Genomic DNA, 22,003 nt, shown 5'->3' on the forward strand with positions numbered 1-22,003 from the left:
ACTGAGCTTCGGTTTTTCGTTTTAACTTGGCGGCACTTATTAAACACCAATAGCTAAACGGTTATAAATAGTTAAACGGCCATCAACAGTGAAGTGCCAGAGAACTTATTCGTAAGCACTTAGCCATGCTTTCAGCAGTTGATTGGTATTCTTCTTCTGACTTGCAGAGAGAGTTTTCACCAACTTCTTCTGCATCTCAACATGTTCCGTCATCATCTCATCAATCAGGGTCAGGCCATTTCTTGTAAGCTTAACACTCACACTACGACGGTCTTCTTTGCTGTGCTCACGGCTAATAAGCCCCTTGGCTTCTAGCTTATCTAATCGATTCGTCATGGCACCAGAAGTCAACATCATCGAGCCAATAAGCTCTGACGGGGTGAGTCGATAAGGCTTACCAGAGCGTCGTAACGTCGCCAATACATCAAACTCGCCCAGCTTCATATCATACTGTTTATGAAGATCGGCAACTTGTGTCTCCATGTATTTGGCGATACGCATTACTCGGCCCATAATCGCCATCGGCTCTGTCTCTAGGCCGGGCTTTTCCTTTGCCCATTGTTCTACCACGCGGTCAATAGCATCCATTTGCAATCACGCTCCGTTATTAGTCTTAGTTGCTTCAAACTAGTTTAACATAAAGATACTTTACAACCACTAGTTATGGGTATACTCTTCACACCAAGAGTTATCTTAACGTAAAGATATTTTATATGAATATATTATTAGCAATGATCCCCGCCTTCTTCTGGGGTACAACTTATGCAGTGACGCAGTTTACGCTACAGGAGTGGCCACCATTACTACTTGGTGCTCTGCGTGCTTTGCCTGCAGGGTTATTATTGCTTGCCGTGAAACCTACTCTACCTAAAAAAGGCGAGTGGCAGATCATTTTCACACTAGGTTTAATCAATATTGCGACCTTCTTCGGTCTGATTTTTGTTATGGCTCTCACCTTGCCTTCTGCCATTTCAGGCGTAGGTATGATCTCAGTGCCCGTATTCGCAATGATTTTCCATTGGGTTGTTAAAAAGCAGCGCCCTAACCTGATTCAAGCTATGTCGGGTGTCGGTCTAATTTCACTGGCGTGGATGCTGTTCAATCCAAGTCAGATCTCGCTCAACCCTGTCGGGTTAGGTGCTATGTTTGCCGCTATCATGTGTATCATTGTCGGCAGCAGCATTACTAAATCGCTCGGCGATCGCATGCATTGGTGGAAAGTACTGACTTGGCAATTGATTCTTGGTGGTGTGATCTTGTCGGTGGCTTCGGCGACTCACGCTTTCATCGACCCGCAACCTTACGTCAACGCGGTAACGCACTTCGATTCGCGTAACTTTATGGGTCTGCTATGGGTAATTGGTTTGAATACGGCACTGGGTTACGGCATGTACGTTTGGCTTCTGCAGCGTATGTCAGTGGTCGACTTTACCTTTGGTGGTATTGCTAACCCAGTCGCTGGTATCGTAATGGGTATGTTGTTGATGGGTGAATCATTCACTGCTACTCAGTACTCGCTAATGACAGGTATGATCGTGATGTCACTACTCCCTCAAGTCATCCTTGCGATTCGACAACCTAAAACGGTACCCACGCCGAACAAGCCGCTAAAAGCAAGATAACCGGTGCAAGCTGAAATAAAGCTACGCCATTACTAACTCCATTCAGATACAAAAAAGCTCCAATGGCGACGTTGGAGCTTTTGTTTTATTCAAACTTTATCAAAGCAATCTAATACCAATCGTAGTAAATAATTGCTCACCCTAGCTTGCTAAAATGCTCGATAACTGCGTTAGAATTTTTGATTGTAGAATAACTACTTATCGAAAAATTCTGCCTTGTTCTCAAGCCTTTTTCCTGCGCTATTTTTGATCACCTATTTACTGTGATTGGTATAATGCTAACGCCAGCTAAAGTAGCGAACTTCGTTGCCATCTTCTGGAATCTTGGGAATATTCAGAGACAGTAGCAAAGAGACACCCGCCATCGCAGCACCAATAAAAAATACCGTTGCTGGCGATGCCAACCAGATAACACCAAACACCACAGGGATTACAACCGCTGCGATATGGTTGATGGTGAAAGAAACCCCTGCCGTTGAAGCCATGTCTGCGGGATCTGCGATCTTCTGGAAGTAGGTTTTAATCGCCAATGCTAGTGCAAAGAACAGATGATCAATCACGTACAGCGCGGCAGCCCACTCAGCACTCTGCACTAAACCGTAGCCAACGAATACACCAATTAGACCGACGTATTCAAACATCAAGGCTCTGCGCTCACCAACGACTCCGATGAACTTACCGATACGTTTTGCAAACAAGAAGTTGAATAGATAGTTAATCAAGAACAATAGCGTCACATCGGCTGCAGAATAACCAAACTTCTCTACCATTAAGAATCCCGCAAACACGGTAAAGATCTGTCGACGAGCACCACTCATAAAGGTCAATGCGTAGTAGAGCCAGTAACGCTTACGCAGCACCAATTTCTTATTCTGCGGGGTCTCGGTTTTGAACTCTGGAAAACCAAAAGTCATCACCAAAACGAGCAAAAAGCCTATCCCACCGGTAATACCGTAAACCCATGCAAAGTCGAGCTTCAGTTGCTCCAACATCACCCAAATCGAACCGTAAGTGATCAAAGACGCCAATGCTCCTACAGAGATCATCTTACCCAGCATTTCCGGCGCTTCTTCTTTACTCAACCATTGCAGCGACAGAGATTGTTTTAGGGTTTCAAAGTAGTGAAAGCCTGTCGACATTAAAATCGTTGTAAGAAGAAGCCCTGTCAATGTTGGAAACAGCCCCGTGATAGCCGTACCCACAGTCAGCATTGCTAGTGAAACCAACATGAATCGCTGCTCGCGAATAAAGGCCAACACAAACACAACCGTAAATGCCAGAAAGCCTGGGATTTCACGCACACTCTGAAGTAACCCGATATCAGCACCGTCAAAGTTAGCTCGCTCAACAACAAAGTTGTTTAACAGTGCCATCCAGCTAGAAAACGCGATCGGGACAATGATCGAAATCAGCAACAAAAAGTTCTGCGGCGTCTTCCAACTTGCAGTTTTATCGAACATCAACAAGCTCCTGTTCGTTCATCTCACTGAGTGCTTTTTTCGTTAGCTGCTCAGTGTATGGATTAATCTTCCAATGATTTGGGCTCCAACCCTTAACAAAGCGTTGAAAATCGGCCCATGCAGTTGCAAACATTGGGCGCCAAGCCGCTTCTACCTGTTCTGCCGTCAGATGTGGTTGATAAAGTGCCAAGGCGTGAGTAAGCTGCTCAAAATAGACATTTAACACCTCATTCTCTAGCTCTGCACAATCTCTTGGCCTAATAGCACTGCTCATAAACAGCGCCACATCCTTCATGGCACAGCCAAGCCCTACGTATTGAAAGTCGACTGCGGCCGCATTTTTATTTTCAACATCAAAACAGAAGTTGGCTAGCTTGGCGTCACCGTGAACGAGTGTCGGATAAGGACAATCCTTCAACTTTTTATCAATTTTCTGTGCGTTTCTCTTCAGATATAGGTCATCCAGCACGTTCAGTTCATCAGGGCGCGTTGCCAAATGCCAATAGGTACCAGTTTCCCACAAACTCGATACATCACTCGGGTTTATGTTGATATGTTTCGCGTGGAAATGCGCAAGCCAGCGTAAACAAGCATTACGTTGCTGCACCTCTTCAAGACTATAACCCTCAACTTCACTCGCTAGCACATCAAAGTTGGATATGTTTGAGAAACCGATCGTCTTCAAGTCTTGCATGACGATCAGCCACTCACCTTCCGTTTGTTGACATTGCAGGCCAACGGGAACAGGACAATGTGGATCATACTCTTGAGTAAATCCTTGATACCAAGAGGTTTCAACCTGGTAGGACCTTACTTTTCTCTGGTGTGAAAGCTGGGTATTCCACCCCTTTGGATGTTCGGTTTTATCCGGAAGGGCGACATGTTTAACGATAACACTGGTCACGCCCTGTGCTTCTGGGAAGTGCAAGCGAACTAGCTCTCCGTACCCTCCCCATAAGCGCTGAATCACTTCGACTTGGTGGCGCTCAGAACCATGAATAGAGTAGGCAATAGCATTGTACAATCGTGTTGTAGAATCTGTGGTTGAACAAGACATACTTTTGTCGTTATGCCTCATCCGCGAGTAGATGAGACCACTGTTTTTGCCTTGCCATGTAGTGCACAACATAGCTACAGACAGGGACAATTTTAAAGCCCGCCTTTTCGATCTCTGGAAGTACCGCTTCCATCATCACTTTGCCCATGCCCTTCCCTTGTAGCTCATCCGGAACGCGAGTTGAAGTAATGTGAAGCACCTGTCCTTGTTGCTGGTATTTCACCACAGCATACTGTTCGGGAGCTAGTTCTACCGTTATTGTTTGGACTTCCTGATCCCATTTTACTGCCTGCATTCTCAACTCCTTTAAATATTCGACATGCTAAACGATAAACATTTGAAGTATTGGATTGATATTAATAGACTAATGTTCGCACATATAGATGAAACGGTGCAGTGGGAATTACAAATAGACCTAAAATGGACACGACCACAACAGATTCAGTATCCAATCACTTCATATACTTAAATCTAGCACGTAAGAACCATCTATTGTCAGATAACACATGTTGGCACATGGAGAAAATACAATGAACGCACCACTAAAGAAATCTGTGGAGCCTAATCAGTCACTACAAGACCCACGCAATCGCACCGTATCAACCATCAATAGCACGGACGCATTGGCAATGATTGAGCATGGCAGTGAACTGACGCTCAACATTACCACCCCAGTTGGCAGCAAGTTCCTAGCCACCACCAAATTTATTGGCACTCACAGTGAAAACTGTATCTTGATTGAAGTTCCTGAAGTCTCATCAGACGATCTCGACTTTTTCTTCCAAGAAGGCTTTTGGATGACTGTTCGCGCATACTCCCTTCGAGGTGAGGGCGCATTGATCCACTTTAGAAGTCAGATTCACCACAATATCGGTGAACCATTCCCACTGTTGATCTTGTCAACACCTAGCACCATGCAGGTAACACAGCTGCGTAAAGAGACTCGTTATGAGGTTAATTTGGCTGGCAAGATCAACATCAATGATCAGCGCACCGATTGCGAAATCCGCGACCTTTCAAAGAGTGGTTGTCGATTTGTCACTTCACCGACCTCAAGAAACCTTCAGGTGGCTGACCGCGTTTCGATTGAGATCTCGCAAGATAACTACAATGGCCCTTTATTGCCGCCGTTGCGAGGTGTGATCTGCAATCTTCAAAAATCAACCCACTACGCCAGATATGGCGTCGAGTTTGACGAAGTTGGACGAACGAATGCACGCAACCTGCTGAGCAAATTGAAATTTGATGGAACGAAATTGCGCCTAAGACAAGGTTAAAAGGCAACAAATGTTTATCCACCAAATACCTGTTTACCAAACGACTAACTAGTAAAAACAGCCATCGAATTTGATGGCTGTTTTCGTTAAGAACGATGACACAAGCTAGGCTGTTTCTTGTGTCTATCTGACTATTTTCTCAACGCATTGAGTTTCGCTTGAGCAATACCAAAGATGGTATCAATCGGATAACTGCCCTCATCACTTGGTTCACCCGCAGGTTTCCCCGTAAATAGCTCGATCGCTTCAGTCACATGCTCAATAGCCCAAATGTTAAACTCACCTTTCTCTACCGCCTTCACGATATCGCTACGTAGCATCAGGTTATGAACGTTTGAACGCGGAATAATGACACCTTGAGTATTGCTGCGCCCTTTGATTTCGCACACATCGAAAAAGCCTTCGATTTTCTCGTTCACACCACCGATCGGCTGCGACTCGCCAAACTGGTTCATAGAACCCGTAATCGCGATGTCTTGACGGTTAGGCTGTTTTGAGAAAGCAGACACAACGGCACAGAACTCCGCCATACTCGCACTGTCTCCATCGACTCCACCATACGACTGTTCGAAGGTGATGTTGGTGGTCAACGGCACTTTGGCGGTCTTACCAAACACAGAAGAGAGATAAGCGGACAAGATCATCACACCTTTCGAGTGGATGCTGCCACCAAGATCAACGTTTCGCTCAATATCGATCACCTCACCATCACCGTAAGCAGTAGTCGCTGTAATACGGTTCGGCGCACCGAACATATGGTCAGTCGTGCTCAGCACTGACAACGCATTCACCTGCCCAATAGCTTCCCCCTCAACACGCATCAGAGTTGTGCCGTTAGTGAAAGTTTCCATTACGCTATCTTGCAATCGACCAACACGCAGTAATTGATTGGCCAGTGCTTGTTCAACGTGACCTACACGGATCAGATTCGAATTCGAACTTTTGGCTACATAGTTCGACTCACGCAACAGATTAGCGGTATGCGCCGAGTGTAGAGACAGCTTGCTCTGATCACCTGCCTGACGTGAACTGTGCTCAATGATGCGAGCAATCGCCTTGCGGTCACAATGCAGCATACCGTTGTCATGAACGATGCTCGAAATGAAGCGCGCATAATGCAGTTCAGAATCCGCAGTTCGTTTCATCTCATCTTCAAAGTCAGCGGTCACGCGGAATAGCTCACCAAATTCCGCATCGTAATGTTGAAGCAGTTGGTAAGTACGATAATCACCAAACAGAATGATTTTAACATCGAGTGGAATAGGCTCAGGATCAAGCGAAACCGCACCGGTTAAGGTAACCTCTTTCTCAAGTGAAGTTAGACTTAACTGACGTGAGCGAAGTGCACGCTTAAGGCCATCCCAAACATAAGGCTGCTCTAGCACCTTTACTGCATCCATCAGCAACACACCACCATTCGCGCGGTGTAAGCTACCCGCACGAATCAAAGAGAAGTCAGTAAATACCGTGCCCTTAAACGTCGCCGTTTCCACATAACCAAACAGTGAGTGATAGTTCGGATTGTCTTCTACAACAATTGGCAACTGCTGTTCTTTCTGGCTAACCAATACATTGACTTTGTAGCGACGAGGCAGCTTTTTATCCAACGAAGCTGTAGCGATTTCCGCCTGTTCGCTGCTCTCTTCTAGAAAGATTTCGGCATTCTCGACAATGTCTTTTCGCAGTGCAGTGAGGTACTTTTTGATCTCAGGGTACTTGCTGTAATCCTGCTTCAACTGTTTGATGAAGTGAGTGATTACATCGCGTGTGGTGTCATCATTGAGCTTCTGAATCTTCTCTGTATAGGTCTCTTCCAGTTCAGTGAGCTCTCTAGAGATGGTTCGCAACCCGACTTCGAGTGCATCAATGCTCTTGTCGAACTGTTCTTGCTCCTCAACAGAGAGTTGGTCGAAGGTCTCCTCCGTGTGCAGCTCTTCACCGTTCATCGCCACAAACTGATAGTCACCTTTCGAGGTGATGGTCAGGTTAATGCCCTTCTCTTTCGCCTCTTGACTGATCGCCTCAAGTGCCACCTGCTGTTTGCTTGCAAGTTGGTTCTTTAGTGTATCTGCGCGGCCAAAATACATCTCGTTGTCGAACGCCAACGGCATCGCTTTTAGAAGCTTACGCATCAGCTTTTCGATGTCTTGTTTTAAGCTAATACCCACACCACTTGGTAACTTGAGCACCTTTGGGGTACGAATATCGTCGAAGTTCGCGACATAACACCAGTCAAACAGTTGGTCCGGCTCTTGTGGGTGACGATTAAGGTAACGCAAAATCATGGTTCGCTTACCAAGACCATTACGGCCAATCGCATAAATGTTGTAACCCTTTTCCTTGATCGACATAGCGAACTCGACGGCTTTTTGCGCGCGTTCTTGTCCAACTATTTCATCAATGGGAGCCAGTTCTTTGGTCGACTTGCAGGGCAACTTTTCAAGTTCAGCTACCTGATACAGTTGCTCTGAATTGAGTCTTTGAATCGCCATCGCCGCCTCCTTAATCCTTTATTTATGGGTATAGTTAAAACAAGTGTAGATGTAATTTCTTCTAAATTTAGTGACTTACGCTACACCACAGTTCAACTGAGCAAATAACGAACGATTTCACTGCAAAACAATGAAACTAACAGCAATCAATGACGCTGAAATGAACAAACACTCAAAATATCAAATGGTTTTTGTTTGCATTTGATAATAAATATCATTAACATTCTTTGGTCTTATAATTTAGAGGCTGAGAAGATGGATTTAGAACGATGCTGGATGCACTACCTTAAAGCGGAACAACTCATGGATCAGGGTCACTGGCCAGAAGCTCAACGTCTGTACGGCGATGTTCTGAGTTCGCTTCCCCACCATATTCAAAATGCCGCTTTCCAAAACGACATCAAACCTTGTCAGTTCGCTTGCTTACTGACAGGGTTGCGCGACGCCAGTATTTCTCAAGCAGAGATCCTCAATAAACTGGGTCAGCAGCAAGATGCCTTTGACACATTGAATCAAACCTACGCCTTGATGCAGTTCATCTCATTGGAAGACAACTCTCTCATCAAGCGTACTCATTCGCTGCTAGAGCAGCAGAGTGAAGAACTTCTCAGACATTTGATCGCTTTTTGTAGCGCACAACGCAATGCTCACTGGATGTTAGAGCTAGAGCAGCTTCAACGAGCGCATCACTACTTTGGACAATTGAAGTCGACACACGACACCTACCCATCACCTAATGTCTTAAACTGAATAAGGACGTATCATGTCAGACAAAGCCATCCTTAAGGTCAATAACCTTTCCGTGAGTTTTAAAACCAATGATGGAATCATTGATGCGGTAAAGGGCATTAACTTCACGCTCAACCAAAGCGAAACCCTAGCGATTGTGGGTGAGTCCGGTTCTGGTAAATCGGTATCTTCCAACGCTCTCATGAGTCTGTTGCCAGATAACGCCATCATCCATCCAGAGTCGTACATCGAGTTTGAAGGCGAATCGATTCTCGATAAATCTGAGCGTGAGATGCAAGCGGTACGTGGTGATCGTATCGGCATGATTTTCCAAGAGCCGATGACGTCGCTAAACCCTTACCTACGTGTCGGTATTCAAGTAGCTGAAGCCATCATGTGTCACCACAACGTATCAAAAGCGCAAGCCAAAGAGCGTGTTTTGGAGCTATTTGATCTGGTGCACCTGCCGAATCCAAACCAAGCTTATACGAAATACCCGCACGAATTTTCTGGCGGTCAGCTGCAACGCATCATGATCGCTATGGCGTTGATTAATGAGCCAGACATTCTTATCGCTGATGAACCTACAACAGCACTAGATGTAACGGTACAGGCCGAAGTGCTGTCTCTGATCAAAGAGATCCAAGCCAAAATGGGCATGGCGATCCTATTCATTACCCACGATTTAGGTGTAGTTAAACACTTCGCTGATCGCGTATTGGTAATGTGTAAAGGTGAATTGGTTGAAGAGGGCGAGACTGTGCCGCTGTTTGAAGCACCAAGACACGAATACACTCGCATGCTGATCAACTCAGTGCCAAAAGGTTCAAAAACACCGATTGAAGAGTCAGCGCCACAACTATTGGAAGCAGACGACATTCGCGTGAAGTTCCTCGTTAAGCCACACTTTATTAAAAGCCGTTGCCAATACTTTGAGGCAGTGAAAGGCATCTCGCTTAAGCTTAAGCAGGGTGAAACCTTGGGTATTGTTGGTGAGTCGGGTTCAGGCAAGTCGACCTTGGGCCGTGCTCTAATCGGTCTTCTGCCATCTACCGGCCGCATTGTTTACAAAGGCCAAGATGTGAGTCTGTTAACGGATAAAGAGCGCCATAACCTTAAGAAAGATGTGCAGATGGTGTTTCAAGACCCATACGGCTCGTTGTCACCACGTATGACGGTCGGTGAGATCATCACTGAGGGGTTAACCGTCCACCAGCCTCATCTGACTAAGAAAGAGCGTTTGGAACGTGCACGTAAAGCACTGGTTGAAGTTCGCTTAGAACCGAATTCAATCAACCGCTATCCGCATGAGTTTTCGGGCGGACAACGTCAACGTATCGCGATTGCACGAGCACTTATCCTTGAGCCATCGTTCATCTTACTTGATGAACCAACGTCGGCACTTGACCGTTCAGTACAACTAACCGTGATTGACCTTCTGAAAGACATTCAAGCCAAACACAACATCGGCTTCTTGTTCATCAGTCATGATTTGTCGGTAGTAAAAGCCCTATCCGATCGCGTATTAGTGATGCAGAAGGGTGAAGTAATGGAGCAAGGTACAGCAGAAGATATCTTCCAAAACCCACAACATGAATACACGCAGAAACTCATCGATGCATCATTCGATCTTGATGAAAAACCAAAAAAAGATGCTGCGTAATTGGAACTAATTCACATTAACAACGTCATATAAATACATTCTGAAAATTTGCATTAATGGATTGCTACAGAGTGGATATAGCAAAAATTGGTTTGGCCGCCAAAAGTGAAAAAAGTCGCACGGATGCGACTTTTTTGTACCTCTTTTTTACACTTAAAGAATGAGCGATAGCTAAACGCTCAACTCCTTAATTCCCATATTCCAAAGAGTAAAGGCGTAAGTATCCGACGATAGATCAATCGCTTTGTTGAGCGGCATACCTGCTCCGTGGCCCGCATTCACATCAATACGAATCATCACGGGTTGCTTACCTTGGTGTTTAAGCTGTAGCTCAGAGATAAACTTGTATGAGTGCGCAGGGACAACACGATCATCGTGGTCCGCCGTTGTCACCAATGTCGCGGGATAAGATTGACCCTCTTTAACATTATGAACCGGTGAATAACCCAGTAGGTACTCGAACATCTCTTTGCTTTGCGTAGACGTGCCGTAGTCATAAGCCCAACCCTCACCAGAGGTAAAGGTGTGGTAGCGCAGCATATCCAGTACACCAACCGCAGGCAGAGCCACTTGGAACAGCTCAGGGCGCTGGGTCATACAAGCTCCAACTAACAAGCCACCGTTAGAGCCGCCTCGAATCGCTAATTTGCTGGAGCTCGTATAGTTGTTCTCTATCAAGAACTCAGCCGCAGCAATGAAGTCATCAAACACGTTCTGCTTCTGCTGCTGTGTACCGGCGTTATGCCACGCTTTACCATATTCGCCACCACCACGCAGGTTAGGCACTGCATAGATACCACCAAGCTTTAGCCAGCTCGCGACATTGCCAGAGAACGAAGGAGGCAGGCTGACATTGAAGCCGCCATAGCCATACAAAATCGTTGGCGCAGAGCCATCGAGCTTAGTCCCTTTTTTGTAAGAGATAAGCATCGGCACTCGTGTACCGTCTTTTGAGCTGTAGAACACTTGCTCTGACTGGTACTGTTCACTTTCAAACGGCGCTTGTGATTTTTCAAACACTTTGGACTCGCCCGTCTCAACATCAAACGAGAAGATGGTTGGCGGCGTCACGTAGTTGGTAAAGGTGTAGTAAAGCTGTGTCTGCTCGCGCTCACCACCGAGCCCACTTGCCGCTCCTTGAGCTGGCAATTCAATATCACGCACCTTGTTACCTTGGTAATCAAACTGCTCATACTTTGACAGCACATCCACCATGTAGTGTGCCAATAGATAGCCACCACCGGTTGTGATATCCAGCGGCTGCTCTCGCTCAGGAATAATATCATTCCATTGCTGAGTCTCAGTATCTAGGCTCACCACACGACCGTTTGGCGCATCAAGGTTGGTGTACAGAATGAATTGGCTACCCTGGTTATCAATCAAATGGGTATCACTGTCGACGTGATCGACCACTGTGTGGATGGGTTGTGACTCATTGCTTAGGTCGATGTAGAACATACGATTACCCGATGTCGACTCTTGAGCTAAAATGATCAGGTAGTTGTCGTCTTCTGTGGTGTATCCATGGACGTAACGATGTGCTTGCTCTGGTTTGGCACCAAATACCGCCTTATCGCTGCTCTGAGGCGTTCCTAGCTCGTGATAATAGAGCTTATGCTGCTCAGTTCGCGCAGAAAGGTGGCTACCATCGGGTTTGTCGTAGCTAGAGTAATAAAAACCTTCATTACCAAGCCAAGATACGCCTGTGAACTTTGCATCAACAATTTCTGGCTCGAGCTGCTGCTTGGTTTCTGCATCGATCACAAAGATCTTACGCCAATCGCTACCGCCTTCCGAAATACTGTAAGCCACCAAGCTGTAGTCTTTGGAAAACGACACAGAGCCTAATGAAGTAGTGCCATCTTCTGAGAAGGTATTTGGATCTAAGAAAACTTCTGGGTCGCCACCATCTTTACGGCGATAAAGAATACTGTGGTTTTGTAACCCATCATTTTTATAGAAGTAGGTATACTCACCGCGTACAAAAGGTTGCGAACTCTTTTTGTAGTCTTGTGCCTTAGCAATGCGCTCACGCAAGGCATCACGAAAAGGGATATCTGACAGATAACCGAAAGTGAGAGCGTTTTGCGACTCTACCCAAGTAGCCGTTTCTTCACTGGTATCATCTTCTAACCAGCGATAAGGATCCTTTACCTGAGTGCCAAAGTAGTCATCAGAGACATTCTGCCGCTTTGTCTGTGGGTAGGCGTTGTTGTTCATTCTTCCCTCTTCCTTAGATTTCAAATGATAATAGATCGCAAATAAAATGACGAATTGAAGCGGCTAAATCAAGTAACCAATTGCACCAAAACGTAACCTTAGAGTGAGATCAACTTATTAAAAGTAGTGCGAAATCGCCAAATAGCGGGCACGAATGTGCTCAATCAACATCTTGATCTTATTCGGTGGTTGACGGGTAAACGGGTAAACCGCGTAGATGCCCAGTTTTTTACCAACGATATCTGGGAACAGATCCACTAGCTGGCCATTACGGATATCGTGATACACCAAACAGCGTGGTACATAGGCGATACCGTGCCCACCTAGCGCAGCCTTTCTCAACGCCGTTGCGTTATCTGTAGAGAACGAACCCGAAACACGCACTATGTACTTATTATCACCTTGCCCCTCTCGAATGAACTGCCACTCACTTGCGCCGGTTGTTTGGTAGGCATATTGCAAGCAGTTATGTTTGATTAAATCAGTCGGGATGAGTGGTTTACCATTACGAGCTATATAAGAGGGCGAAGCACATACTACCCATTGCGAGTCCAGAATATGGCGCGCAATTAAGCTTGAATCTTCCAGATATCCGGTACGAATCACCAAGTCGAAGCCATCATTCACCAGATCAACAAAGCGATTATCGAGTGACATATCGACAGTCAGACCCGGATGCATGTTACAAAACTCCGCCACAGCGTCGGCCAATATCAAATCACCAGAAATACTCGGGACAGACATTTTGATGTGACCGCTGACATTTTCACCAAAGCCTGAAACAGCGTCCATAGCCTCTTGGGTTGCCTGCTTCACATTTTTGGCTCCATGCAAGATCGCCTTGCCCGCCTCAGTCAGCGTTAATTTACGCGTTGTACGATATAATAATTGAACACCTATTTCTTCCTCCAAACGAGCAATTCTTTTACTAACTACCGAATTTGTAAGGTTATTTTGCTCGGCAACCTTACTAAATGAACCCATTTCTACTACCTGTGAAAACAGGATTAAGTCGTCTGCACGCATATTATTATGTCAATTTTGGAATTAATTATTTTCATTATTTCCCTATATCTACAAAAAATAAAGGGGTAAATTCACGCCAAATTAACAAACCCATTACAACCACTGCCGTTGTAATAACAAAAAACAATAACGTGTAAGTCACTTCAAACCGACAAGGATTGAGGCAAGGACGAGGAAGTACCCATGAATGAAACTCTATTAGCTCTATTGGCATTTTCACCAATAGTTGTGGCAGCTATCTTGCTGGTTGGCCTAAATTGGCCAGCAAAAAAAGCGATGCCGGTGGCCTTTGGCCTAACCGTACTTATCGCACTATTTGGTTGGGACATGTCGAGCACTCGTGTGTTGGCATCTGTATTCCAAGGTTTTGGTATTACTGTATCGGTTCTCTGGATTGTGTTCGGCGCTATCTTCTTACTTAACACTTTGAAGCACACCGGAGCCATTACAACTATTCGTAACGGGTTTACTGACATTTCAGCAGACCGCCGTGTACAAGCTATCATCATCGCTTGGTGTTTCGGTTCCTTCATTGAGGGCGCATCTGGTTTTGGTACTCCAGCAGCTATCGCGGCACCTCTACTGGTTGCTATCGGTTTCCCTGCGCTTGCAGCGGTACTAATGGGTATGATGATCCAATCTACACCCGTTTCTTTCGGTGCGGTAGGTACGCCTATCATCGTTGGTGTAAACAAAGGTCTAGATACACACAACATTGGTGAAAGCCTAGTGGCTCATGGCTCAACATGGGATGCTTATCTACAACAAATCACATCAAGCGTTGCGATGATTCACGCAACTGTCGGTGTGATGATTCCTGTACTAATGGCAATGATGCTGACTCGCTTTTTCGGTAAGAACAAGAGCTGGACTGAAGGCCTAGATATTCTACCGTTCGCACTGTTTGCGGGTGCAGCGTTCACTATCCCTTACGCACTAACTGGTGTGTTCCTAGGCGCTGAGTTCCCATCTCTCATTGGTGGTCTGGTTGGTCTTGCAATTGTTGTTACAGCAGCAAAACGTGGCTTCCTAGTACCAAAATCACAGTGGGACTTCGAGAGCGAAGACAAGTGGCCAGCTGAATGGCTAGGTTCTCTAAAAATCGACCTTGATGACAACACGGGTGATAACAAGATGAGCATGGCTCGCGCTTGGGCTCCATACGTACTACTTGCAGTAACGCTTGTTGCTAGCCGTGTTAGCCCAGAGTTCAAAGGCTTCCTCAAGAGCGTTAGCCTATCGTTCAGTAACATCCTTGGTGAAACTGGCGTGAGCACGGCGATTCAGCCTCTTTACCTACCGGGCGGTATCCTAGTATTCGTTGCTCTGGTTGCTGTTCTGATTCAAGGCCGTAGCACTGCGCCACTGGCGAAAGCATTTGGTGAATCAAGTAAAACACTGATTGGCGCAGGTTTCGTACTGGTGTTCACCATCCCTATGGTTCGTATCTTCATCAACTCTGGCGTGAATGCGGCAGATCTAGCAAGTATGCCTGTAACAACAGCAAACTTCGCCGCTGACCTTGTAGGCTCTGCTTTCCCTGCATTGAGTGCAACAGTGGGTGCTCTAGGTGCTTTCATCGCGGGTTCAAACACAGTATCAAACATGATGTTTAGCCAATTCCAGTTCGAAGTCGCTCAAACGCTGACTATCTCAAGTGCGGTAGTTGTTGCTCTACAAGCGGTAGGCGCAGCAGCAGGTAACATGATCGCGATTCACAACGTAGTTGCAGCATCAGCAACAGTAGGTCTACTAGGCCGCGAAGGTGCAACACTGCGTAAGACAGTTATCCCAACGTTCTACTACCTAGTAATGACAGGCATCATTGGTCTTGTGGTTATCTACGGATTCAACGTTACTGACGCTCTAATGCGTTAAGCTTAAATTCGGCGGTGTTCATATCACCGCCACCCAACTTGGCGTCAGCGTTCATTCCCCGACACCGCGAACGTTTGTACTGGTTACTCGTTGACTACGCACCTTCTGGAAGCCAGCGACCTAGCAATTACTGTGTACGTTGACGCCATTTTATTTCCAAACGCCTGTTCCAACTGGCACCACATTCGACAGAGTAAGCCTTCAAAGAGAGGCGAGCCCTAACCTTAGGATAAAGATTATGATTATCTCCGCATCTACAGACTACCGAGCTGCTGCCAAATCTAAGCTACCTCCATTCCTTTTCCACTACATTGATGGTGGTTCTTACGGCGAGCACACTCTGCACCGCAACACAGCAGACCTAGCTGAAATCGCGCTTAAGCAACGTGTTCTTAATGACATGTCGGAACTGAGTTTAGACACTGAACTGTTCGGTGAAAAACTGGCGATGCCTATCGCACTTGCTCCAGTTGGTCTAACAGGTATGTACGCTCGTCGCGGTGAAGTTCAAGCAGCAAAAGCCGCAGACAACAAAGGCATCCCATTTACGATGTCGACAGTATCGGTTTGTCCAATCGAGGAAGTGGCACCTAAGATTGAACGTCCAATGTGGTTCCAACTTTACGTACTTAAAGATCGTGGCTTCATGAAGAACGTTCTAGAGCGCGCAAAAGCGGCAGGTGTAACGACTCTTGTGTTCACTGTAGATATGCCAGTACCAGGTGCTCGCTATCGTGACATGCACTCAGGCATGAGCGGCCCGAACGCAGCTGTACGTCGCATTTTCCAATCAATGCGTCACCCAAGCTGGGCATTCGATGTGGGTGTATTTGGTAAACCACACGACCTTGGAAATATCTCAACTTACCGTGGCACACCAACCAAACTGGAAGATTACATCGGCTGGTTAGGTGATAACTTTGACCCATCTATCTCGTGGAAGGATCTCGAATGGATTCGTGACTTCTGGGATGGCCCAATGGTGATCAAAGGTATCCTTGACGAAGAAGATGCAAAAGACGCAGTTCGCTTTGGTGCCGATGGTATCGTGGTTTCAAACCACGGTGGTCGTCAGCTTGACGGCGTACTTTCAAGTGCCAAAGCACTACCTGCGATTGCCGACGCAGTAAAAGGTGACACTAAGATTCTGGTCGACTCTGGTATCCGTACGGGCCTTGATGTAGTTCGTATGATGGCACTGGGTGCAGACTGTACTCTACTGGGGCGTTCATTTGTGTACGCACTAGCAGCACAAGGCCAAGCGGGAGTTGAGAACCTGCTTGATCTGTACGACAAAGAGATGCGTGTAGCGATGACGCTAACAGGCGCGAAAACAATAAAAGATCTTACCCGCGATTCACTGGTTAACTTGACCAAGTAAGCGACAACAAGTAAGACGGAAGCCTAAGAAAACATTTGGGCCACCTCTCCCTCCTGAGTGTGGCCTTTTTTATACCTGTAACCTGGACGATCACAGTTGTTCAGCGAGATCTGCAAGCGCCTTCGCATCTAACGCTTCTGCCTGAGCACCTTGGGCAATCAAATCAATCACCTTGTAGTCACTCATATCACCAAACTCCTTGTTCAAGTAATCGCGAAACGCCTTCTCGTTCGGCCATTTACCACGAACGACATATCCCTCATCTGGGTCAAAGTCATCTGTTTCAAAAAATGAAAAGTCGGTACTGCCGATGTTGTGACAGTAGAGAACAAGATACATCGCGTTTCCTTAACGAATTGAAATTAGTAAAAACTAACAGGGAGATAGAAGTCCAACTCAAAGGCTTCTTCACTGTTGAGAAAATGGTTTTGATGATAGTGAACATAGGCTGGTGTCGAACGCTGCTTAAAGCCCGAGCTTGGCAACCACTGCTCTAGAACCTGACTGATCTGAGGCAACAGTTCACCATAAATACCAGTAAGACGAAATACCGCGTGCAAACCACCCGGTATCACCATCTGATTAACCACACTGCGATATTTTATCGGCTCATCAATCGCGATACAGGCAACATAACGGCACTGATCCATTTCAACCCACGCTGGGTTGGAGTGATGCAGCCCGAATTGGCGACTAAAATCGCGCTCTTCAGCATTTGCCCACGCTTTTAAGATAAGCCAAGCATTACGTATCGAACGATTATAGCCAGTGTGCCTGACATAGGCCGCCAAACGCGGTGCCACCTCCATGATCTTGGGAGCAGGCAGTTCTCTCTGTGCGACACGATGGTAACCCGCCGCGATCTCAGCATCTTTAAGATACGGCTTTTCTGCTGTCTGTAGATCGTGTTTTCTCCACTCCCCCGGCGCCATATGAAAGGTCGCCTTAAATGCGCGACTGAACGACGAGAGCGAGCTAAAACCACACTTGTTGGCTATCTCGGCAACAGAAGAGCCGGTATCAAACATCAACTGATTCGCCGCATACTCCATTCGGGTCCGACGGATGTATTGATGAATCGACTCTCCCACCACGCTTTTAAAGATTCGGTGAAAATGCTGCTCTGAATAGGCTGCAACTTCCGCCAACTCTTTAGCGGGCAAATCCTTGCTGATGTCTTGATGAATATAGAAGAGCACATCATTGATTCTGGATATGTGTTGGTGTGACATTTTCTAAATAGCATAAATGGACATATCTAAGAGCATAAATGGACATATCGATTTTTTCAATGCCATGTAATATCACTGGATAAACAAAAAAGCAGACACAACGAGATAACTACATATGGAAATCGCAAAATCATTACAACAAATCCAATCTTCCTACATTCGCGAAATTCTCGCCGCTGCGAGCGACAAAAACGTCATCTCCTTGGCCGGCGGTCTGCCAGATGAACAAACATTTCCGATTGAGCTGATGAAGCCGACCCTAGAAAACTTGGCGAACATGCCAGAAGTGTTTCAATACGGTTCAACCGCAGGTTACGGCCCGCTGATCGATCACCTTAGCGATACTTACCAATTGCCAGAATCACACACTGCGATGATCTGTACAGGCTCACAACAAGGTTTAGATTTAATCGCTCGTGCTTATGTTGATCCGGGTGATACGGTTGTGATGGAAGCACCAAGCTACTTAGGTGCGATGCAAGTATTCGGTTTAGTACAAGCGAACATTGTGACTGTTTCTCAAACTGAGTTCGGACCAAATCTAGACGAGCTCGAAGCCTGCTTCAAACAGCAAGCACCGAAAATGTTCTACGCGGTACCCGATTTCCACAACCCAACGGGCGTATGTTGGACACTAGAGAGCCGCCAGCAAGTCGCTGCGCTTTGTGAACAATACAACGTCGCTTTCATTGAAGACGCACCTTATCGTGAACTGCGTTTTACCGGTTCAGAGCTGCCACTTGTGTCGTCGTTCTGCCCGGATCACTCTATCGTACTGCGTTCATTCTCTAAGATTGCTTCTCCGGGTCTACGTATCGGCGCAGTAACCGGCAAACGCAGCTACCTTGAGCCACTCATCAAAGTAAAACAAGGCGCTGACCTACACTCAAGCGTTCCAATGCAAGCGCTTCTGCTTGGTCTTCTTAAGCACCAAGATTTTGGCCTACATATGGAGAACATCCGCAACCTATACAAATCTCGCTACGAAGTGCTGTTCTCTGAATTAGAGCAGAAGCTGCCTCAAGGTTGTGTATTGAAACCTGTTGATGGTGGCATGTTCATTTGGGTTGAGATTCCAGAGTGCGATACTTTTGAACTGGCTAAGAGCCTGCTTGGTAACGGAGTAGCGGTTGTACCAAGCCCTGTGTTCTACCCAGATGCAAACGATGCTAGAGCGGCATTGCGCCTTAACTTTACCAATGCGAATCCAGATGAACAGCGCGAAGCAGTGTCTCGCTTGGCAGAAGGCTTAGCTGAGATTGGCTAATGCATCCTTACTTAAAAACGAAAGGTCTATCCCTACGAAGGCTAGACCTTTTTTCTTATGTGGAGAAGAGCTTTAACGAATGCATAACAACATTTAAAATTTAGCCATTAAGGTTTTGTATTTAAAGTCGTGTTCGTACATTTCATGAAAAATCTTATATTTTGCGCCATAAAAAAGTTTGATTTTCTCTTTCTGAGGAATAACGCTTTTGCTTATCCGACTCATCGCATTCATCGCATCTGGAATATCACTGTAGAACCCTGCAGCCACGGAGCCCAGCATTGCAGAGCCAAGAAGTACGGCTTCACTCTCTTCTGGTAGTAGGATCATACAGCCAGTCGCGTTGGCGTGTTCTTGTAGAAAGACACTGTTTTTCGTACCACCGCCACAGGCCATAATGGTATCGATGTCATAGCCTGAGTCGTTCATCACTTCGATAATATGGCGTGTGCCGAGTGCGATGCCTTGAATGGTCGCAAGGTACTGCAATGCCATATCATCCAACGTTTTCGACATTTTTAGTCCGGTGATTGTGCCAGTTAAATGAGCATTCGCTCTCGGTGAGCGGTTGCCATGGAAGTAAGGCAGAACATGGATATCTTTTGCCAAAAATGCGATGTCTTCTTTGTTGCCAGCAAGTTCCAATAAGCGATCGTTTAATAGTTGATAAACGGTTTTGCCTTGTTTATTGGCTAGCTCCTTCGCGTTTTCATACAGTGGATGAGAGGTGATGATGTGGTCAATCAAAGCACCGGTAGCTGATTGCCCACCTTCATTGAGCCAGTAGCCTGGGATCATTGCACTGTAGTACGCTCCCCAAACACCATCAATGAATCGAGCCGTCTTTGATGCTGCCATATGACAAGACGAGGTTCCGCCAATCAGAGCAAGACGTTTGTTAAAGTCGGCTTTCTCACCCGTCATCCCTGAGGCTCCAAGAACACCAATACCACCGGCATGAGCGTCGATGATGGATGTGCCCACGGCGGTTCCTGGGGTTAAACCTAAGTCATCGGCTGCGTGTACGGTTAGACCATCACCGACAGGCTGGCCCATAGGTAGAATTCTATCACCAATGGTTTTCGCATTGTCTTCCAGTAGGTCTTCCAAACCAATCAGTTCGAAAAAGCCTCGATCCCATCTGTTTTCATGGCCAAGGTATGTCCATTTACATACGGTTGAGCAAAGGGAGCGACTGGCATCGAATGTTGCTTTCCAAGTTAAAAAGTCGGGTAGGTCGAAGAAGTAACCCGCTTTTGCCCATGTATTGGGCATGTTTTGCTTGAGCCAAAGCAGCTTAGGTGTTTGCATCTCTGGTGAGATACGGTTGCCCACATAAGCCAATACAGGATGCTGAGTTTTGTTGATCCGATCGGCTTGAGCAATAGCGCGATGGTCCATCCACATTACGACGTTTTGTTCGCTGCGCCCAGTAGGGCTCACCGTTAGCGGCTGGCCACTTTTATCCAACACGACTAATGAACAAGTTGCATCGAAACCGATGCCTTTGACTTGGATAGGGTCGATGTTGGCTTGAGAAACCGCATCTTTAACCGCAAGACATACACATTGCCAGATGTCATCGGAAGATTGCTCAACGAAGTTAGCTTGAGGTTTGAACATCATGGTGTCGCGTTTGGCTTCGCCCACTTTACGACCTTCTGCGTTAAAGACACCCGCACGCGCGCTGCCACTGCCTACATCAACGCCGATAAAATAAATACTCATATACTGTTCCGTTAAGCCTTATTTTTTTGTAAGAAGATAAATAAGATCAAGATGCCGCCCCATAGCGCCATAGTGAGATAGCTGCTCACTCCCAGCAAATTAAAGCCACTTTCTAATGTTTGTAATACGATAATCGCAAGACCAATTCCGATAATGCGTCCAAAACCACCGTCTGGGTTAATTCCCCCCAGTACTGAAGCGAGAATGGCCGTCAAAAGATAGGATTCTCCGTAGCCAGCCTTCGCGGAGTTGAATTTTGCCATCATCACAATGGCTGCGACCCAACAAAGTACGGAAGAGATGACATAAACGTACAAGGTCGCTTTTTGTGTGTTGATACCAGAGAAACGAGTGGCTTTTTCATTGGACCCCATCAGGTAGATGGTTCGACCTAAACTGGTGTGTTCCAATAGTGCCCATAAGCCGATTGCAAAACCAACGAACAAGATCAGCGGCATAGGTACGCCAAAGATAGAGCCGTTGCCCAGTACCAAAAGGGTTTCTGGGAAACCAGAGATAACACTACCGCCAGAGATCAACACGTTCAGACCGTTAATCAGGGTCATTGTCCCTAAGGTTGCGAGTATTGGTGAAACGCCAACGTACGCGATCAACGCACCATTAAGCAAGCCGATAACCGTAGCGGTAATGAGGCCTCCGAAAAGTGCCAAGACAAGCATTGTTGAGCTATCAGGAGCTTGAGTAATGATGCTCGCCATTACCAAACCACACGCGTTGGTTGTTGCAATGATCGACAGGTTGATCCCCCCAGTCAGCATGCACACGGCCATTGCCAGTGCGAGTAGACCGAGCAGTGGCATTTGCGATGACATCGATTGTAAGTTATCAATGGAGAAGAACGCTTGCCCACTTGAGAACGCCATAACGGCGAGAATGCCAACTAAAATAACCAGTAAGTAACGAATGTTCTTGTCTGTCGGTAGCTTTAAACTATTTAGCACTTGTTCCAT

Annotated in this window: 18 protein-coding genes; 7 read left to right on the forward strand and 11 right to left on the reverse strand. The window is 46.3% G+C overall.

Translation table 11 applies throughout. The features are described 5' to 3' along the window. Window positions 1-105: 105 nt before the first annotated feature. Window positions 106-588, reverse strand: coding sequence for a MarR family winged helix-turn-helix transcriptional regulator (locus AC6I7V_RS16665; protein WP_255232366.1), 483 nt, complete (start codon window positions 586-588; stop codon window positions 106-108). A 125-nt stretch (window positions 589-713) separates the two neighbouring features. Here AC6I7V_RS16665 and AC6I7V_RS16670 point away from each other — a divergent pair, with 125 nt between their 5' ends. Further along, window positions 714-1,622 carry a DMT family transporter gene (locus AC6I7V_RS16670; RefSeq protein WP_255232365.1) on the forward strand — a complete coding sequence of 303 codons (909 nt, stop codon included), beginning with the start codon at window positions 714-716 and terminating at the stop codon, window positions 1,620-1,622. Between the two features lie 278 nt (window positions 1,623-1,900). On the opposite strand, the gene AC6I7V_RS16675 is transcribed toward AC6I7V_RS16670, so the two are convergent. From AC6I7V_RS16675 to AC6I7V_RS16685, 3 genes are read right to left on the reverse strand one after another with little or no spacing between them, the layout of a single operon-like run. Then, a complete protein-coding gene (locus tag AC6I7V_RS16675; RefSeq protein WP_255232364.1) occupies window positions 1,901-3,082 on the reverse strand; it encodes an MFS transporter in 1,182 nt (393 codons plus the stop codon). Then, window positions 3,072-4,160, reverse strand: a complete 1,089-nt coding sequence (locus tag AC6I7V_RS16680) for an aminoglycoside phosphotransferase family protein (RefSeq protein ID WP_420856616.1) — start codon at window positions 4,158-4,160, stop codon at window positions 3,072-3,074. The genes AC6I7V_RS16675 and AC6I7V_RS16680 overlap by 11 nt, the downstream gene beginning before the upstream one ends. After that, entirely contained in the window at window positions 4,150-4,434 is a 285-nt protein-coding gene (locus tag AC6I7V_RS16685; protein WP_255232362.1) for a GNAT family N-acetyltransferase, read from the reverse strand. The genes AC6I7V_RS16680 and AC6I7V_RS16685 overlap by 11 nt, the downstream gene beginning before the upstream one ends. Before the next feature lie 235 nt (window positions 4,435-4,669). Here AC6I7V_RS16685 and AC6I7V_RS16690 point away from each other — a divergent pair, with 235 nt between their 5' ends. Then, window positions 4,670-5,416 (forward strand): PilZ domain-containing protein, encoded by a 747-nt coding sequence (locus AC6I7V_RS16690; RefSeq protein ID WP_255232361.1) that lies wholly within the window; start codon window positions 4,670-4,672, stop codon window positions 5,414-5,416. A gap of 131 nt (window positions 5,417-5,547) precedes the next feature. Here the strand turns inward: AC6I7V_RS16690 and AC6I7V_RS16695 are convergent, their stop codons facing one another. Then, on the reverse strand, window positions 5,548-7,908 hold the full coding sequence (locus AC6I7V_RS16695; RefSeq protein ID WP_255232360.1) for a Lon protease family protein: 2,361 nt from the start codon (window positions 7,906-7,908) through the stop codon (window positions 5,548-5,550). A 255-nt stretch (window positions 7,909-8,163) separates the two neighbouring features. Here AC6I7V_RS16695 and AC6I7V_RS16700 point away from each other — a divergent pair, with 255 nt between their 5' ends. Together AC6I7V_RS16700 and AC6I7V_RS16705 are read left to right on the forward strand one after the other, a co-directional pair. After that, window positions 8,164-8,658 (forward strand): hypothetical protein, encoded by a 495-nt coding sequence (locus tag AC6I7V_RS16700; RefSeq protein ID WP_255232359.1) that lies wholly within the window; start codon window positions 8,164-8,166, stop codon window positions 8,656-8,658. A 13-nt stretch (window positions 8,659-8,671) separates the two neighbouring features. Then, the gene (locus AC6I7V_RS16705) at window positions 8,672-10,300 is read left to right on the forward strand and encodes an ABC transporter ATP-binding protein (RefSeq protein ID WP_498012304.1); all 1,629 of its coding nucleotides are present in this window, start codon (window positions 8,672-8,674) and stop codon (window positions 10,298-10,300) included. A gap of 171 nt (window positions 10,301-10,471) precedes the next feature. Here AC6I7V_RS16705 and AC6I7V_RS16710 read toward each other — a convergent pair whose 3' ends face one another. Together AC6I7V_RS16710 and AC6I7V_RS16715 are read right to left on the reverse strand one after the other, a co-directional pair. Beyond that, on the reverse strand, window positions 10,472-12,520 hold the full coding sequence (locus AC6I7V_RS16710; RefSeq protein ID WP_498012305.1) for a prolyl oligopeptidase family serine peptidase: 2,049 nt from the start codon (window positions 12,518-12,520) through the stop codon (window positions 10,472-10,474). A gap of 117 nt (window positions 12,521-12,637) precedes the next feature. Continuing rightward, complete coding sequence (locus AC6I7V_RS16715; RefSeq protein WP_255232356.1) at window positions 12,638-13,546, reverse strand: LysR family transcriptional regulator; 909 nt, start codon at window positions 13,544-13,546, stop codon at window positions 12,638-12,640. Window positions 13,547-13,729: 183 nt separating this feature from the next. Between AC6I7V_RS16715 and AC6I7V_RS16720 the strand changes: the two genes are divergently transcribed. Together AC6I7V_RS16720 and lldD are read left to right on the forward strand one after the other, a co-directional pair. Then, on the forward strand, window positions 13,730-15,424 hold the full coding sequence (locus AC6I7V_RS16720) for an L-lactate permease (RefSeq protein ID WP_498012306.1): 1,695 nt from the start codon (window positions 13,730-13,732) through the stop codon (window positions 15,422-15,424). A 238-nt stretch (window positions 15,425-15,662) separates the two neighbouring features. Next, entirely contained in the window at window positions 15,663-16,805 is a 1,143-nt protein-coding gene (gene lldD, locus AC6I7V_RS16725) for an FMN-dependent L-lactate dehydrogenase LldD (RefSeq protein ID WP_150868387.1), read from the forward strand. A 90-nt stretch (window positions 16,806-16,895) separates the two neighbouring features. Here lldD and AC6I7V_RS16730 read toward each other — a convergent pair whose 3' ends face one another. Both AC6I7V_RS16730 and AC6I7V_RS16735 read right to left on the reverse strand, forming a co-directional pair. Next, a complete protein-coding gene (locus tag AC6I7V_RS16730; RefSeq protein WP_498012307.1) occupies window positions 16,896-17,144 on the reverse strand; it encodes a hypothetical protein in 249 nt (82 codons plus the stop codon). A 23-nt stretch (window positions 17,145-17,167) separates the two neighbouring features. Continuing rightward, on the reverse strand, window positions 17,168-18,037 hold the full coding sequence (locus AC6I7V_RS16735; RefSeq protein ID WP_255232353.1) for an AraC family transcriptional regulator: 870 nt from the start codon (window positions 18,035-18,037) through the stop codon (window positions 17,168-17,170). 115 nt (window positions 18,038-18,152) lie between these two features. On the opposite strand from AC6I7V_RS16735, the gene AC6I7V_RS16740 reads away from it, so the two are divergent. Next, on the forward strand, window positions 18,153-19,304 hold the full coding sequence (locus AC6I7V_RS16740; RefSeq protein ID WP_498012308.1) for an aminotransferase-like domain-containing protein: 1,152 nt from the start codon (window positions 18,153-18,155) through the stop codon (window positions 19,302-19,304). Between the two features lie 93 nt (window positions 19,305-19,397). Here AC6I7V_RS16740 and AC6I7V_RS16745 read toward each other — a convergent pair whose 3' ends face one another. Further along, the gene (locus AC6I7V_RS16745) at window positions 19,398-21,032 is read right to left on the reverse strand and encodes an FGGY-family carbohydrate kinase (protein WP_498012309.1); all 1,635 of its coding nucleotides are present in this window, start codon (window positions 21,030-21,032) and stop codon (window positions 19,398-19,400) included. A gap of 11 nt (window positions 21,033-21,043) precedes the next feature. Continuing rightward, window positions 21,044-22,003, reverse strand: coding sequence for an ABC transporter permease (locus tag AC6I7V_RS16750; protein WP_498012310.1), 960 nt, complete (start codon window positions 22,001-22,003; stop codon window positions 21,044-21,046).

It is taken from the genome of Vibrio sp. KUL70 (genome assembly GCF_059725515.1).

What these genes read in the sequence shown, in the direction of transcription:
- AC6I7V_RS16665 (WP_255232366.1), bottom strand. Translation starts at nt 588, where the DNA reads ATGGATGCTATTGACCGCGTGGTAGAACAATGGGCAAAGGAAAAGCCC.
- AC6I7V_RS16670 (WP_255232365.1), top strand. Translation starts at nt 714, where the DNA reads ATGAATATATTATTAGCAATGATCCCCGCCTTCTTCTGGGGTACAACT.
- AC6I7V_RS16675 (WP_255232364.1), bottom strand. Translation starts at nt 3,082, where the DNA reads ATGTTCGATAAAACTGCAAGTTGGAAGACGCCGCAGAACTTTTTGTTG.
- AC6I7V_RS16680 (WP_420856616.1), bottom strand. Translation starts at nt 4,160, where the DNA reads ATGAGGCATAACGACAAAAGTATGTCTTGTTCAACCACAGATTCTACA.
- AC6I7V_RS16685 (WP_255232362.1), bottom strand. Translation starts at nt 4,434, where the DNA reads ATGCAGGCAGTAAAATGGGATCAGGAAGTCCAAACAATAACGGTAGAA.
- AC6I7V_RS16690 (WP_255232361.1), top strand. Translation starts at nt 4,670, where the DNA reads ATGAACGCACCACTAAAGAAATCTGTGGAGCCTAATCAGTCACTACAA.
- AC6I7V_RS16695 (WP_255232360.1), bottom strand. Translation starts at nt 7,908, where the DNA reads ATGGCGATTCAAAGACTCAATTCAGAGCAACTGTATCAGGTAGCTGAA.
- AC6I7V_RS16700 (WP_255232359.1), top strand. Translation starts at nt 8,164, where the DNA reads ATGGATTTAGAACGATGCTGGATGCACTACCTTAAAGCGGAACAACTC.
- AC6I7V_RS16705 (WP_498012304.1), top strand. Translation starts at nt 8,672, where the DNA reads ATGTCAGACAAAGCCATCCTTAAGGTCAATAACCTTTCCGTGAGTTTT.
- AC6I7V_RS16710 (WP_498012305.1), bottom strand. Translation starts at nt 12,520, where the DNA reads ATGAACAACAACGCCTACCCACAGACAAAGCGGCAGAATGTCTCTGAT.
- AC6I7V_RS16715 (WP_255232356.1), bottom strand. Translation starts at nt 13,546, where the DNA reads ATGCGTGCAGACGACTTAATCCTGTTTTCACAGGTAGTAGAAATGGGT.
- AC6I7V_RS16720 (WP_498012306.1), top strand. Translation starts at nt 13,730, where the DNA reads ATGAATGAAACTCTATTAGCTCTATTGGCATTTTCACCAATAGTTGTG.
- lldD (WP_150868387.1), top strand. Translation starts at nt 15,663, where the DNA reads ATGATTATCTCCGCATCTACAGACTACCGAGCTGCTGCCAAATCTAAG.
- AC6I7V_RS16730 (WP_498012307.1), bottom strand. Translation starts at nt 17,144, where the DNA reads ATGTATCTTGTTCTCTACTGTCACAACATCGGCAGTACCGACTTTTCA.
- AC6I7V_RS16735 (WP_255232353.1), bottom strand. Translation starts at nt 18,037, where the DNA reads ATGTCACACCAACACATATCCAGAATCAATGATGTGCTCTTCTATATT.
- AC6I7V_RS16740 (WP_498012308.1), top strand. Translation starts at nt 18,153, where the DNA reads ATGGAAATCGCAAAATCATTACAACAAATCCAATCTTCCTACATTCGC.
- AC6I7V_RS16745 (WP_498012309.1), bottom strand. Translation starts at nt 21,032, where the DNA reads ATGAGTATTTATTTTATCGGCGTTGATGTAGGCAGTGGCAGCGCGCGT.
- AC6I7V_RS16750 (WP_498012310.1), bottom strand. Translation starts at nt 22,003, where the DNA reads ATGGAACAAGTGCTAAATAGTTTAAAGCTACCGACAGACAAGAACATT.